This is a genomic window from Anaerolineae bacterium, from assembly GCA_013178015.1.
GTDB lineage: Bacteria > Chloroflexota > Anaerolineae > DRVO01 > DRVO01 > Ch71.
In genome coordinates this window covers 1-14,396 of the sequence record JABLXR010000023.1, presented here as the reverse complement: position 1 = coordinate 14,396, position 14,396 = coordinate 1, and the positions used below count along the sequence as shown (strand labels likewise).

General features: G+C 64.2%; 11 protein-coding genes and 1 CRISPR repeat array. Of the genes, 3 read left to right on the top strand and 8 right to left on the bottom strand.

Features of this window, described 5'->3' with window-relative positions; all coding sequences use genetic code 11:
• Positions 1 to 122: 122 nt before the first annotated feature.
• The 3 genes from HPY83_10195 to HPY83_10185 form a co-directional block, all read right to left on the bottom strand.
• On the bottom strand, positions 123 to 1,535 hold the full coding sequence (locus HPY83_10195) for an extracellular solute-binding protein (protein ID NPV08314.1): 1,413 nt from the start codon (positions 1,533 to 1,535) through the stop codon (positions 123 to 125).
• A gap of 58 nt (positions 1,536 to 1,593) precedes the next feature.
• On the bottom strand, positions 1,594 to 2,370 hold the full coding sequence (locus HPY83_10190) for a carbohydrate ABC transporter permease (GenBank protein NPV08313.1): 777 nt from the start codon (positions 2,368 to 2,370) through the stop codon (positions 1,594 to 1,596).
• 146 nt (positions 2,371 to 2,516) lie between these two features.
• The gene (locus tag HPY83_10185) at positions 2,517 to 3,452 is read right to left on the bottom strand and encodes a sugar ABC transporter permease (protein NPV08312.1); all 936 of its coding nucleotides are present in this window, start codon (positions 3,450 to 3,452) and stop codon (positions 2,517 to 2,519) included.
• 140 nt (positions 3,453 to 3,592) lie between these two features.
• On the opposite strand from HPY83_10185, the gene HPY83_10180 reads away from it, so the two are divergent.
• On the top strand, positions 3,593 to 4,876 hold the full coding sequence (locus HPY83_10180; protein NPV08311.1) for a response regulator: 1,284 nt from the start codon (positions 3,593 to 3,595) through the stop codon (positions 4,874 to 4,876).
• Here HPY83_10180 and HPY83_10175 read toward each other — a convergent pair.
• From HPY83_10175 to HPY83_10155, 5 genes are all read right to left on the bottom strand, one after another.
• Positions 4,782 to 7,055 (bottom strand): response regulator, encoded by a 2,274-nt coding sequence (locus HPY83_10175; GenBank protein NPV08310.1) that lies wholly within the window; start codon positions 7,053 to 7,055, stop codon positions 4,782 to 4,784. The two genes, HPY83_10180 and HPY83_10175, sit on opposite strands and share 95 nt — an antisense overlap.
• 361 nt (positions 7,056 to 7,416) lie before the next feature.
• Positions 7,417 to 8,418, bottom strand: coding sequence for a Gfo/Idh/MocA family oxidoreductase (locus tag HPY83_10170; GenBank protein NPV08309.1), 1,002 nt, complete (start codon positions 8,416 to 8,418; stop codon positions 7,417 to 7,419).
• Positions 8,419 to 8,513: 95 nt separating this feature from the next.
• Positions 8,514 to 9,677 (bottom strand): mandelate racemase, encoded by a 1,164-nt coding sequence (locus HPY83_10165; protein ID NPV08308.1) that lies wholly within the window; start codon positions 9,675 to 9,677, stop codon positions 8,514 to 8,516.
• Positions 9,678 to 9,806: 129 nt separating this feature from the next.
• On the bottom strand, positions 9,807 to 10,229 hold the full coding sequence (locus tag HPY83_10160; protein NPV08307.1) for a type II toxin-antitoxin system VapC family toxin: 423 nt from the start codon (positions 10,227 to 10,229) through the stop codon (positions 9,807 to 9,809).
• Between the two features lie 49 nt (positions 10,230 to 10,278).
• Positions 10,279 to 10,542, bottom strand: coding sequence for an AbrB/MazE/SpoVT family DNA-binding domain-containing protein (locus HPY83_10155; protein NPV08306.1), 264 nt, complete (start codon positions 10,540 to 10,542; stop codon positions 10,279 to 10,281).
• A gap of 134 nt (positions 10,543 to 10,676) precedes the next feature.
• Here HPY83_10155 and HPY83_10150 point away from each other — a divergent pair, with 134 nt between their 5' ends.
• Positions 10,677 to 11,321: a flavodoxin gene (locus HPY83_10150; GenBank protein ID NPV08305.1), complete on the top strand. Its 645-nt coding sequence runs from the start codon at positions 10,677 to 10,679 to the stop codon at positions 11,319 to 11,321.
• Between the two features lie 5 nt (positions 11,322 to 11,326).
• Complete coding sequence (locus HPY83_10145; GenBank protein ID NPV08304.1) at positions 11,327 to 12,199, top strand: hypothetical protein; 873 nt, start codon at positions 11,327 to 11,329, stop codon at positions 12,197 to 12,199.
• Positions 12,200 to 12,676: 477 nt separating this feature from the next.
• A CRISPR array of direct repeats spans positions 12,677 to 14,395; the repeat unit is 37 nt; unit sequence GTTTCAGTATCCTCAGTCGGATCGTTGGGGTTGGAAC.
• Position 14,396: the final 1 nt, after the last annotated feature.

Genomic DNA, 14,396 nt, shown 5'->3' with positions numbered 1-14,396 from the left:
ACTCCCCGCGAGGCGAACACGACGTCCGCCCCATGCAGTCACGCGATCAGGTGGAGCCGAAGGCACTGCCGGCGCACGTGCCCCCGGCGTCCGGATGCCTTCGATGCTGCCGGCAGATCTGCCTAGTCGCCCACCCAACTGCGCCACTCCTCGGGGATGGACTGGAGCAGCTCAGTGAGGAGCGGATCCATCTTGGTGCAGTACTCCTCCGCGGTTATGTGGCCACTCAGGAGCGCGTCCTGCTCAGCCGACAGCAGGCTAGTCATCTCGGGCCACTTGATAGTCACATCCTGATGCCTGTAGTACTTGCCCCGACAGATGTCCACTACCAGGGTCTGGTCGAGGTGCTCGAGACCGGCGACCTGCGGATGGATGAAGCTATCGTCTTCGGCCACTGACTTGAGCGTGGGCAACCCGAGGCCCAACTGGTTGTCCATGATCCTCTGACCTTCCGGTCCGGCCATGAACATGGCAACCTCGAACGCCTCCGTCGGATGCTTGGTCTGGGAGCCAACAGCGACGCCGTCTTGCGGGCACCGGGTGAAGCGGCCGGCGGGACCCCCAGGCATGACGCCGATGTCCCAGTGAAGGTCAGGGACGTCCTTGTAGTACCAGGCGCCACTTGACGAGGTAGCCACCATGGCAATGCGGTTGGTGTTGAACATCAGATCCGTACCCTCGCTCGCCTGGTCAGGCGTGGGCGTGATGCGGTACTTGAGTTCGAGATCAGCCCGCATCTGGTGTGCGGCTATGGTCTCAGGCATGGTTAGCGTGGACTTGGCTCTGTCATCGGACACGATGCTGCCGCCGAGCGACCAGGCGATGGGGTAGATGTAGGGCCAGAAGCGCGTCCAGGCGAGGCCCCACACCCTGCTCGGTCCCTCGCCCTCAGTCAGAGCGCCGGCCGTCTCGATCATCTTCTCATAGGTCCACTCCGTGTCCGTCCAGTCTCGGGGAGGATAGGGAATGCCCTTAGCATCGAACAGGTCTTTGTTGTAGAAGATGACGGCGGGCTGCGTGTCTAGGGACAGGAGGTACATCTTGCCTCTGAACCACTGCTTTTCCCACTCGCCCGCCCAGTAGTCATCTTCGGTTAGGCCCGAGTTCGCGCTAAAGAGCTCGGTGATGTCCAGGATCATGTCTCGGTAGACCATGTCAAGATACTGCTTGGTCTCGATGTTGAAAGCGTCCGGCAGATCACCGGCCGTGGCCAACAGCCGCAGCTTGTCGTGGAAGTCCTGACCTGGCCACACGGCCAGCTTGATCCTGATGTCCGGGTTGGCCTCCTCAAACAGATTCACCAACTCGATGTCACCAGCGTTGAGGGGCGGTCCCGAGTACTGCGACGCGTATATCAGGAAGAGCGGTCCTTCGGACGCTTTCTCCCGTTCGGGGGCGGCTGTCGCTGCCACAGCCGGCCCCTGGTCGATGGGCTGCTGTGTGGGGATTGCGCTGCACGCACCGAGAACACTGGCTCCAACCAGCATGGCGCCTGTCTTAAGAAACCTCCGTCGGGTCACACCTTGAACGGCCATGCTCAACCTCCTCTGTGATATCCTCGGGCGGGGTTTCGCCCCGCGCGGCCCGCAACCTCTATCTGCCGCCAAAGCCAGTGGTGACGATGCCCTGAATGAAGTAGCGCTGAGCAGCGAAGAACACGACAAACACAGGCACCATCATCACTGCTGCTGCCGCCATCATCAGGTTCCATTCCGTCCCCCGCAGCCCCTGGAACGCTCTCAAGCCTACTGCCAGCGTCATCTTTTCGATCGAGTTGAGATAGATCAGCGGCGCCATAAAGGAGTTCCAGTTGCCCAGGAACGTGAAGATCATCGCAGTGGTGACCACCGGCTTCGATAGGGGCATGATCACCTTGAGGTAGGTGTGCAGAACCCCGGCCCCATCTATGCGAGCGGCTTCATCAAGCTCATGCGGTATACTGCGGAAGAACTGACGGAAAAGGAACACGTTGAAAGCACCGCCGCCAAGGATGGTAGGCACGATCAGCGGCAGGAAGGTGTCTATCCAACCAAGCGAGCGGAACAGAAGATACGAAGGTATCATGGTGACCACTTCTGGGAGCATCAGTGTAGACAGCACCAGCATAAACAGCTTCTCGCGGCCGGGGAAGCGCATTCGGGCGAAGCCGAAACCGGCAAGCGACGCCGCGAAAAGAACTGCCACCATGTTGGCCACAGTGATGATGACCGTGTTGAGAAGGAAACGAGTGAAGGGCAGACCCGACCGGAATATGGCGGTGTAGTAGTTGCTCCAGACGGCTGGCCTGGGTATCCAGACCGGCGGGAAGACATACTCGGTTCCACGCACCTTCAGTGATGTGCTCAGCAGCCAGAAGAACGGAATGAGCATGATGCCGCTCATCAGGATCAGCAGCAGCTGCAACAGAGCGTGCGGGCCGGTCTGCCGTACCCAGGAGGCCCTGGCCGGTCTCCGACGTGCCAGCTGCTGCGGCCCAGAGAGGCCGGTGGCAATGCCGCTCAGATGCTTCGCCGTATTCATGCCTTGCCCTCATCCTCGTAGTAGACCCACCTGCCAGCTGTCCAGAACTGGACTATGGTAAGCACTAGCACTAGGAGGAATAGGACCCAGGCCAGAGCGGAAGCGTAACCCATCTTGCCGAAGTCCCAGCCTTGGCGGTAGATGTAGAGCACGTAGAAGAGCGTGGCGTTGTTGGGCCCGCCTTCGGTCGTGATATAGGCCGTAGTGAATACCTGAAACGAGCCGATGATGCCGACGATCAGATTGAAGAAGACGACCGGAGTCAACATCGGCAGCGTGATGCTGCGGAGCCTAGTCCATCGAGTCGCTCCGTCAATCGAGGACGCCTCATACAGGACCGGGTCTACTCCCTGCAATCCAGCCAGGAAGACGATCATGGTGCTGCCTAGCCCCCACAGGGCCATAATGACGAAGCAAGGCTTAGCGAGAGCTTCGTCGAACAGCCACTTCTGCTGCGGGAGGCCGAGTGTGTGCAGCACGGCATTGGCCAGACCGTAGTTAGGACTGAAGATCCACATCCACAAGAAGGCGTTAGCGACCGCTGGCATTATCGAGGGAACGTAGAAGATAACCCGGTACACGCCGATGCCTGGCGTTCGCACGTTCAGCAGTAGAGCCGCGAGCAGCGCTGTCAGCAAGTGAAGCGGCACGTAGACAGCTGTGTAGTAGGCGGTATTCCACAGGCTCTTCGAGAAGAGGGGATCGCGAGAGGCTCTCCCGAAGTTCTCCAAGCCGATGTAGGCGATGGGTCTGAGAAGCTCGTAGTCGGTAAGAGAGAGCCAGACGGAGGCGAGCATCGGCCCCGCCGTGAATGCCAGGAAGCCTAGCACCCATGGCAGTACGCAGAGCACGCCCTGAACTGCCTCGCGCCGCGCCGCTGGTGAGTACCGATGGCGGCTCGGTCGCGCGAAGCTAGTCGCATCTACCGACATGTCACAATCCTTGGGCAGGCAGGCGACGCGCAACCGGCGTGCCAGCAGTGTGGTACAATCATACTGACCGATACAGGGCTCGAGTCGCAACCCATTTTCTGCCCACTTTCTGCCAACAATCTGCCGATGGGGATCGGACGATGTCAGATGAGACGACAACCGACATCGGACCTCTGGCGACCGAGGGCCTCCCCGACGACTTCGTGGCCCAGGTGCGCAACGCCCTGATGCACCTCTACGATCACGCCCACCTTCAGCGCCATCCCCTGGCCCGCCTCGCCGCTCTTTCGCCCGATCCCTTCAACGATAGCGCCAGGGCCCTCCGTAACCTGCTGCTCGACACCCTGGAGCAACTCAAGCCCGCTCCTACCGTATCCCCCAACGACAAGGAGTGGCGGCCCTACGGCGTCCTCCTCCGCCGATACGTCAATGGCTTCTCCATCGCCGAGGTGATAGAAGAGCTGCACGTTAGCGTCCGGCAGTACCATCGCGAGCACCAGAAGGGGCTGCTGGCCATGGCAGAGATCCTGTGGCGCCGCTGGCAATCGGAGCTAAGCTCTCCAGTGGCCCCTTACTCTCAGGGCGCGGTGGACAGCCTTCAGCGAGAGGTGCAACAACTGGGGGTGTTCCCGGCCCGACTGGATCTGGCCACCGTCGTGGAGGCGGTGCTGGGGCCGGCTCAGGCGCTGGCGCGAGAGATGCAGGCCGGGCTGGAGGTCAGGCCGCCCCGACAGCCTCGACGGGCCTGGGCCGACCCCACCCTGGCACGACAGGCCCTGCTCGCCGCCTTGAGCGCCTCCTTCCTCAGCCGGCCCCGGCGGATAGAGCTAAGCTGGGGAGAAGGAGAGCGGGCGGCAGCATTCGTCATCGCCTTCGAGCCTCCTCTGCTTGAGGACGATTCGGTCGAGGCGCGGGAACGGCGAGAGCGGCTGGTTGCGGCGGAGGAGCTGATGCAGGCCCAGGGCGGGCAGCTGGACACGGTCCTGGAAGAAGGCCGGTTGGTGGAGGTACGCCTGGCCTTCCGCGAAGAGCAGACCCGCCGCATACTGCTCATTGACGACAACGAGCGCCTCCTCCGGCTGTTCGAGCGGTATCTGACCGGCGAAGGCTTCGGAGTGACCGGGGCCCTGGACGCCTCGCAGGCGTTGCGGGCCCTCGAGGGCGACCCTCCGGACGCCATCGTGCTGGACGTAATGATGCGCGACACCGATGGCTGGCAGCTCCTTCAGCGCCTGCGCAGAGACGCCGCCCTGGCCGATGTGCCTATCGTTGTCTGCTCTATCCTGAACGAGCCCGAGCTGGCCCACATACTGGGCGCCCAGGCCTACCTCAGGAAGCCAGTCTCTCAGCGGCAACTGCTGGGAGCCCTGCACGAGGTGCTGGGCGGGAGTAGTCGGGCGGCGCAGCCCCCAACAGAGCGCTGACGTAGCGGCCCCACTCCTCATAGCTGGGACTGCCGCCTCTCACCAGCGAGATCTCGCCCAGACCGCCAGAGACGACGGTGTCAGCGTAGTTGGAGCCGGTAGTCACGATCACCGGCACTTCGGCCAGACGCGGGTCCCGGCGCACGGCTTCCACTACCTCGGTGCCGCTACGATCCGGCATGATGAGGTCCACCAGGACCAGGTCAGGCCTCTCCTCTGCCAGGACGGCGAGAGCCTCCTCGGCGCAGTAGGCCGTGCGGAACTGCACCCCCCGGAACTCGGCTTCCAGCATACGGCGTACCAAGTTCACGAAGCCCGGGTCATCGTCTACCACCAGGACCCGCTTCGGCCAGAGGGTGGCAGCCCTCACTGCGGCAAGCAGCGACTCCCGATGAACAGGCTTCACCAGGTAACCGGCCACCCCTAGCTTTCGGCCTACCAGCGCTTCCGGGGGCTCGGTGGGTATCCGGCACCTGATAAGGGGAATGTCGGCCCGCCCGGCAGCACACAGGAGTGCCTCAGCCTCGAAGGCGTCGGGTGCATGCGGATCGCTCACCAGCACCAGGCCGGCTGGGTGATCGGCCTCGACTCGCGCCGGAAGCTCGTCGAGGTCGTCCACGGGAACGGCGCGGTAGCCCTGGATGGCGCGGGCCAAAGAGGCAGCAGCCTGCGACTGCCGCCCCAGCACCAGGACGGCGCTGCCCAGGGGGTTCTCGGGCACCGGAGGCGACCATCCCTCGGGTGCGTAGTAGGACAGACGCGAGCGCGCCCGCCCTGACTCCGGCAGGGGCAGGCGGAAACGGAAGGTGCTGCCCACACCTACCGTGCTCTCAGCCTCGATCCGGCCACCGTGCAGATGTACGAACTGCTTGCAGATGGCCAGACCCAGCCCGGCCCCGCCTCGTCCCCCCGTGATGCTACCCTTGGCCTGGCCGAACTCCTCGAAGATGGTCGCCATGTCCTCCGGCGCGATGCCCACGCCCGTGTCCGAGACCGCGACCACGATCTCCCCCTCTAGGACGGAAGCATTCACTGCGATTGTGCCGCGGTCGGTGAAGCGGACGGCGTTATTGAGTAAGTTGAGCAGAACCTGCCCGATGCGCGTCCGATCCACCACTACCGGGGGAAGCTCCGAGTCCAGGTGCACCTCCAGGGATACGTCCTTGCCGCGCAGCAGGCCGCGCGCGGTGGCGACCATCTCGTTGATGATCTCGGACATGTCGGTGGGCTCGAGGCGAAGAGGAAGCCGCTGGGACTCGATGCGGGAGAGGTCGAGGATGTCGTCTATCATCCCGGACAGGTGACGACTGGCCTGGTAGATCTCGTAGATGTCGGCGCGGAGGGCCGGGGTCCACCGTACGCCAGCGTATGTCTCCGGCGAACGATGCATCATCTCGCTGAAGCCGATGATCAGGTTGAGGGGGGTGCGCAACTCGTGGCTGATGTTGGCCGCGAACTGGGCCTTGATCTGGCGGGCCTCTTCGGCCTCCTCTCGGGCTACGGCCAGCTCGTGGTTGGTGCGCTGCAGGGCTTCGTAGACATCGGCCAGGGCCTTCCTAGCTGCGGCCAGCTCGCCCCTCCGTTCGCCGGCCTGGCGAGCGAACTGCCAGGCCCGGGCCTCGCTCTCTTCGGAGTGCCTGACGACGGACAGGATGCTGCCCATGGCCACCCAGACTGTGGCGCAGCTCAGCCAGAGAAGCCCCAGATTCCAGGGCAGGTAGTCGGCGGACACACTCCCTGCCCCGACCGTGGCGAGGCTAGCGGCAGCGGCGGCCGCCGTAGCGGGAATCGCGCCCAGCAGCAGCCCGGTCAGTAGCACCACAGACGAGTAAAGCACCTGGATCTGCGGGAGAGTGGAGGAGCGATCTGCGAGGAACACCGAGAACAGCATGGCCGCCATAAGGGCGATGCCGCGCACCCGGTAATGCCCCCGGCACATCAGGAGAACTAGGGACGACAGGCCAAGGAACGCCGGCCCGATGACGAGATCCCACCTCGCCTCCCGGTAGTTCAGGGTCATGACTACAACCAGAGCGACATAGGCCGTCGCCATGGAGGCCAGGTTGGTCACATAGAGAGTGGTTTCGAGGGCGTCACAGCCATAGCGGTGGGGAGGCGCTGGGGCCGCCCCCGGCATACTCCCCGAATCTACCGGAGCAGAAGGAGCAGCGAGTGCCACCGTCACCTCCAACTCAAGGACCTCTCCCGCACTCCGGACCACCACATGGCCCACGAGGGCGGATACGATGCAGGGTCAGCATAGCATGTCCCAGGGCGCGTCGTCATGAATGCGCATCTCTGTGTGACTCGCTCAGGTGCCGGCCCTATCCGCACTGGCGCGCACTCGACGCGTAACCCCTCTCACGCCCGGATACACTCACACCTCGACCACGGGCCCTCAGCAATGGGCACGTCAGTGTGCGCAATAGACACGTCAGTGCTCATCGTCGGGTTCCGCCGTCCGCCCCCTACACCGGGCGCCAAGGCCGCACTCCCACGGCCCTGACCTGTCAACCATCCCCTGCTCTGTGTCTCCGCGGCTACTCCTCGATCTTCACTACCCGTCCTGTCCGCTGCGACTCATACGTGCCCGCGATGACGGCCGTAGCCCACATGCCGTCGACCCCGGTGAAGCGGGGTGCCCGGCCCTGGGCGATGGCGCGGGCGAAGTCGTCTATCAGGGGGAAATGGACGTTAGCCGGCTGCTCCACGACCAAGGGCTCCATGTCGCTCCCCGCCACCGCCACCGGCTCGTCAGACCAGGGGTCGGTGAGCAAGGAGCCCTCGGTGCCGTAGATCTCGACGCTGCTGAACCGGCCCGGATGGGGAACATTGGCGTTGGCCAGGACGGTGACGTGGGCGCCGTTGTCGAACCGGACCAGGGCGGTCTCGGTGTCGGCCGCCTCGTAGGTCATGCTGAGGCGATCGGCGAAGCCGCACACCGCCACCGGGCGGCCGGCCATGAGGTAGGCCAACAGGTCCAGCCGGTGACTGCCCACGTCGGCCAGCATGTTCCCCCCGCCTCGGCCTGTCACCCTCCAGCGCTTGGGATCGGTCGGGTCGGGGTCATAGTAGCCGACCACCCGGATGACAGCCCGCACTACCCGCCCTAGCCGTCCCTGGGCGATGATCTCGCGCATGGCGATGGACTTGGGCAGGAAGCGGGCGTAGTAGGCCACCTCCAGGTGGACTCCGTTTTCCTGCGCCGCCTGGATCATGCGCCGGCACTGGTCCACGTCCAGGGCCATGGGCTTCTCCACCAGCACGTGCTTGCCGGCCCGGGCGGCGGCGATGGCCTGGTCGGCGTGGCGGTCCACCTCGGTGGCGACGTAGACGACGTCAATGCAGTCGTCGGCTAGGAGGCGGTCCAGGTCGTCGTAGTAGGTGCGGGCCCCGTAACGCTCGGCGAAGGCGCGGGCCCGGTCCAGGCTGCGGGAGTGGAAGGCGATGATCTCGCTGTTGGGCTGGGAGCGCATGGCGTCTCCCACTCTTCGTTCCACGATGTCGCTGCACCCGGCGATGGCCCAACGTACGGTGTTCATGGTTTCGCTCCTGGGGTCCTGAGAGCCGCCCTCTCACACACGGGAGAGGGAGGTCCGACTCTCCTTCCTCACTTCTCAGGGAAGGGGGATCAGGTCTACCGGTACTCGACCTTCCCCGTTTGGTGCTTCTCCACCCACTCCCAGTTGATCCCCACCCCCATCCCCGGCCCCTGGGGCACCGGGACACACCCCTCCCCATCCACCGCGTCCAGCGCATCGCGGTAGCCGTCCCGATACAAGGGGATGTCGCCCAGGTCCTGGGCTTTGGGGTGGAGCAGGCCCATCTCGTAGTAGTTGGTGTTGCGGATGGCGGCCATGCACTGGCGCTGGACCGGGCCGAAGCCGTGCAGCTCGATGTCCAGCCCCAGGGCCTCGGCGGCGTGGGCGATCTTCATGGTGCCGGTGATGCCGTCATAGCCCGGGTCACCCCGGACGAAGTCGGTGGCGTCCGCCAGGGCGAAGTCTATGTGGGGCTCCAAGGAGCGTACATGCTCGGTCATCAGGAGCGGCGTCCGGATCAGCTGGCGCAGCTTGCGGTGGCCGAACTGGGAGATGCCTCCATCGCGGTAGGGGTCCTCCAGCCAGAAGAAGCGGGCATCGTCGCAGGCCCAACCCGCCTTGAGCGCGTCCCCGAAGGTGATGTACTCGCAGGCCGGATCCAGCATCAGGTCCATGCCGTCGCCTACGGCCCGGCGCACGGCCTTGACCGTGGCCACCTCTTGGCCGATGGGAACGCCGTACCAACCGTGGATCTTGAAGGCAGGGTAGCCCATGTCGCCGCACTGCACGGCGAAATCGGCGTAGGCCTCCGGGCTGGAAAGGCCGCCGTTGGCGTCGCCGTGGTAGGTGGAGGCGTAGCAGGGCAAGCGGTCCTTGTAGCCGCCCAGCAGGCGGTAGATGGGCACGCCGAAGTACCGGCCGGCCAGGTCCCATAGGGCGTTGTCAATGGGGGCAATGCCGATGCGGGCCACCTGGCGCAGGGCGCGCTTGACGTCGGTGTAGATGCGCTCCCGCTCCAGGGCGTTCTTACCTAGGAGGTAGGGGGCGAGGGTGGGCAGAGTGGAGTACTCGGCGGCCTGGCCCCCGGCGTACTCGCCCACCAGGCCCGAGTCGGTGAGGATGCGGATGATGTAGCCCTTGCGGGCGAAGGAGCTCCCGGGCACGTAGACCAGGTTGAAGCCGCTCTGGTCGAGCCCGATGTCGCGTAAGGCGTACTCGTACTCGTGGACTTCGATGCCGGTGATCCTGGGCTCGGCCATGGTCCCCCTCCCCTAGGCGAAGAGCCGGCGCGGGGCCGGCCCGTACCGGCGGCAGTATGGCGCCGCGGAACCCGGCTGACAAGGGAGGCCTAGAGCTGCTGCTCCTGTAGGAGGAGGCTGCAGCGACAGTCAGAGGTTGCTGGCGCCCGGCCAAAGGCGCTCAACGCCGGCGAACCGATCGAAGTGACGATCGAAGCTGTGGATGGCTCGGCAGCTTCCAGCCGGCATCTTGGCAGCTAACAGGGCATGAGCGACGTCAAGGTCGTGTTCGCGGCATAGGGCCAGTGCCACCAGCAGCACCTCCTGCTCTTCGGCCTCTATGCCGTCCTGGATGATCGGCTCGGCAACCACCTCCGCTACCTCTGGGAGTGACCGCCGGAAGTAAGAGGCCATCACCGAGACCACCTCAGCTGGAGTGATGGTGCAGACGCGCACTCGCAGCCGACCGCCTGCCACCTCTCGGAACAACCGCGCCGACTCCTCCGCCAGACTGGAGAGCTGATCGCTGAGGAAGCAGACGATGACATTCGCGTCACCGTAAGCTTCCCTCACCGATCCGCTGACTTCACGTCCCGCCCGAGAGCCCGAGCCGTCTCTGTTCTCATCTCGTCGTACGCCCCCCTGGGGAAGGGCCGCGTGGCGGGCAGGGAGCCACTGAGTTCCATAAGCGAGGTGGTAGCGGCACCAGGGAAGCCCGGCCTTCCTGGACCACGAAGGTGACTCGGTCGCCGGCCTTGAGGCCGAGGGGCCTCCACACCCGCGCCGGGATGGTGATCCGGCCCTTGCCCGTGACTCTGGTGCTATGCAGCTTCTTCCTGTGGCCGCAATCGTGCCCATTGTGTCGGGACGCCTTGTATGTCGCCACGTCTCCTACTATGACCAGGGCGGTGTATCTTTGTCCAGGAGGCCGGGGCGACCTACAATGGGCCAGTCGGCACCATACACGTGTCCATGGCCACTGTGCCGGGCACGTTCGCACAGTCACTAGGGGAGTTCAATGTGGCGGAGCTAGACAGCAGCCGGCGGCGGGCCTTGCTGTTGATGGCCGGGGCGCTCGGAGTGAGCACGCTGGGGTGCGCCGGGGTGGTTGTCCTCGGGACTCGCGTGCCCGCGGTGGCGCCAGTCTACTCCAGCTGCGAAGGGGCTGAGGACGCGAAGAGGGTCCTGGTGGCCTACGGGAGCATGTACGGTTCCACTGGCGAGGTGGCCGAGGCCATAGGGGAGCGGCTCTGCTACCGGGGTTTGGCCACGGACGTGTTGCCCATCGAAGAGGCGGGCGATCCGTCGCTCTACGATGCCGTAGTCCTGGGGAGCGCGGTGCAGGGCGGCCGCTGGCTGCCGAGAGCCATCGAGTACGTGCAGGAACATAGGGCTGCCCTGTCCCAGAAGCCCCTGGCCGTCTTCTGCACCCATCTGCTCAACCTGGACGACACTGGCACCAGCCGATCCAGACGCGCTGCCTACCTCGAACCGGTACGGGCCCTGGTGACTCCCGGCCAGGAGGCGTACTTCGCCGGCAAACTGGGTCCCCTTCCCCTGCCCGGGCACCTTGCCCTCAAGCTTGCTGGCATCCCGGAGGGTGACCGGCGGGACTGGCAGGGCATCCGGGCCTGGGCCGAACAGCTTTTCCCGGACCAGCTGTGACCGCCATGCGGCAATCCAGCACTCTCAGCGCACTGACCATCCTGATCGTCCTCCTGGCGCTGCTGGCTGCCGGGACGGGCCTCCTGTACCGGGGCGAAGGATCGCGCTACCAGTTCACTACCCTCCGGGGAGAGACGGTCGAGATCTACGGGCGCGGCCTCTACCGCTACGAGCCTGTGCTCATGGCGGCTCAGGTGATGCCGCAGGACGCGGTGACTCTGGCGATTGGGGTACCGCTGCTCCTGGTCTCCCTGTGGCTGTATCGGCGGGGCTCGTGGCGAGGGTTGCTGCTCCTTACCGGAACGCTGGCCTACTTCCTCTACACCTACACCAGCATGGCCTTCGGCGCCGCCTTCAACGAGCTCTTCCTAGTCTACGTGGCCCTTTTCTCGCTCAGCGTATTCGCCTTCACTGTGGCCATGCTATCGGTGGACCTCCGCTCGCTTGCGGCTCACTTCCGAGAGGGCCTGCCCCGGCGCGCCATCGCCGCTTTCCTGTTTGTTGTGGGCGGGTTCCTGTCGCTGGCCTGGCTGGGACGGATCGTGCCCGCGCAGCTGGCCGGCGAGCCGCCCATCGGCCTAGCCACCAATACCACCCTCTTCATCCAGGTGCTCGATCTGGGGCTGGTAGTGCCGCTGGCCTTCCTGGCCGGAGTGTTGCTCCTGCGACGTCGGCCGTTGGGGTACCTTCTGACGTCGGTGGCGCTGATCAAGTTCGTGACCATGGGCCTGGCGCTGGTGGCTATGATCGTGGGCCAGGCCGTCGCCGGTGTTCCCATGGCGGCGGCCGAGGTGGTGGTCTTCCCCCTCATCGCCGGCACCGGTATCGTCATGGCGTACCTGCTGTTGCGGAACGTCCAGGAGACATCACTGGCGTAGGGGCGCGGGGAGCCCGAGGCGCTCGTCGCTGCCCGAGCAGAGCTGTGGTACCAGCGCCTTTGGGTCATATATTAGCTGCATTGGTTGCAGGGTGAGTCCGTCCTCGCTGCCGCTCCCACGGTGATCTGAACCAGTGCGATGGAAAGCCAGATGGGTAGGTGATCTGGCTCCCAGCCGTCTGGTCTCAGGCAGTGCTCCGAACCAGGCGGTGCGCTCTGGCAGACGAGTACGTGTGAGCTGCGTCTCTGGCTGGGATCATGGCGGATAGCCTGTTCGTACCGGACGATGCCACCTGCACCCTAGAGGGCGCTCGGCTGGAGGGTAAGACCTTGCTCGAAGGGGGTTAGCGTGCACGCCTACGCTGTGGGCGTGGACGGGAACACTCAGGGGTAGGGGCCAGCGGCTCGAGCGAGCGTGTAGTGGGGGTCCTGCGTGGGCGGCAGCATCGGAATGGAGGATGCCCTCGGGGTGGGGTGGGCTTCAGTATCCTCAGTCGGATCGTTGGGGTTGGAACCTTGCGGCTCCACTGGTCCCAGAGTGCCAGTCCAACGTTTCAGTATCCTCAGTCGGATCGTTGGGGTTGGAACGTGGGGGCACCGAGGTAAGCGGGGGCAGCTATGCCGTTTCAGTATCCTCAGTCGGATCGTTGGGGTTGGAACCGGGAGGTCTACGACTACTACGATAGGAGCCTCAGCGTTTCAGTATCCTCAGTCGGATCGTTGGGGTTGGAACTCAGGCGCACGTCGGACAGGCCCAAGGCCTCCAGCAGTTTCAGTATCCTCAGTCGGATCGTTGGGGTTGGAACCATCTTGGTGGCCAGAGCACTCCCCGCCTTCACCAGTGTTTCAGTATCCTCAGTCGGATCGTTGGGGTTGGAACGTAGCACGCCCCATCCCCCGCCCCACTACGGGCGGTTTCAGTATCCTCAGTCGGATCGTTGGGGTTGGAACCGTAGGGCCTGGAGGAGATTCTCCGGAGTGGCCTGGCCGTTTCAGTATCCTCAGTCGGATCGTTGGGGTTGGAACTCGCGGGCCATGTTTGCCTCCTGTGTGTGTGTGCGTGTTTCGGTATCCTCAGTCGGATCGTTGGGGTTGGAACCCATGGGCCCGCTTGGTCGGCTGTACTAGCGTCAAACTGTTTCAGTATCCTCAGTCGGATCGTTGGGGTTGGAACCGAGCGGAGCGCTGCCAGGCGGCCGATGCGATGCCGTTTCAGTATCCTCAGTCGGATCGTTGGGGTTGGAACTCCACCCCGCCCCCGCTGGTGGACTTGTCCAGCAGTTTCAGTATCCTCAGTCGGATCGTTGGGGTTGGAACGTGGTGGTGGTGCCGGAGTTCGTCAGCGTGGTGGGGTTTCAGTATCCTCAGTCGGATCGTTGGGGTTGGAACGGCGGCTCGGCCTCTGGCGGTGGTGGCCCTGGGGAAGCGTTTCAGTATCCTCAGTCGGATCGTTGGGGTTGGAACCGGGGCCTGCGGAGGCGGCCTCCTCTATCCGCGCCAGTTTCAGTATCCTCAGTGGGATCGTTGGGGTTGGAACCGTAGTCTGGTGGAGCAATGTGTATTATTCATCGGAGTTTCAGTATCCTCAGTCGGATCGTTGGGGTTGGAACAGCATTGGTGCGTCCCGACGGAGTGGGTACCTATGTTTCAGTATCCTCAGTCGGATCGTTGGGGTTGGAACAACGGAATCATAGGCCAGCAGAATCCCTCAGCTTCGTTTCAGTATCCTCAGTCGGATCGTTGGGGTTGGAACTTGGGAAGCGCTCGAGCTCACGCCCGAGCAGTTCGGGTTTCAGTATCCTCAGTCGGATCGTTGGGGTTGGAACTTTAACCCGGCTCCCTGGGACTACCAGTACTGGCAGTTTCAGTATCCTCAGTCGGATCGTTGGGGTTGGAACTGCGCGGGCCGAACCTCGACTGGGCCTGGATCGACGGTTTCAGTATCCTCAGTCGGATCGTTGAGGTTGGAACATGTCGGCGCGACCACGAGTCCCATCGTGCCCCGCTGTTTCAGTATCCTCAGTCGGATCGTTGGGGTTGGAACTAGAGGACGCTGACTTGGTCGCCTGCCTTCTGCACCCAGCCCGTTTCAGTATCCTCAGTCGGATCGTTGGGGTTGGAACTCGCTGGCCGACGGATCGCCACTGTACGTCCAGCTCAGTTTCAGTATCCTCAGTCGGATCGTTGGGGTTGGAACC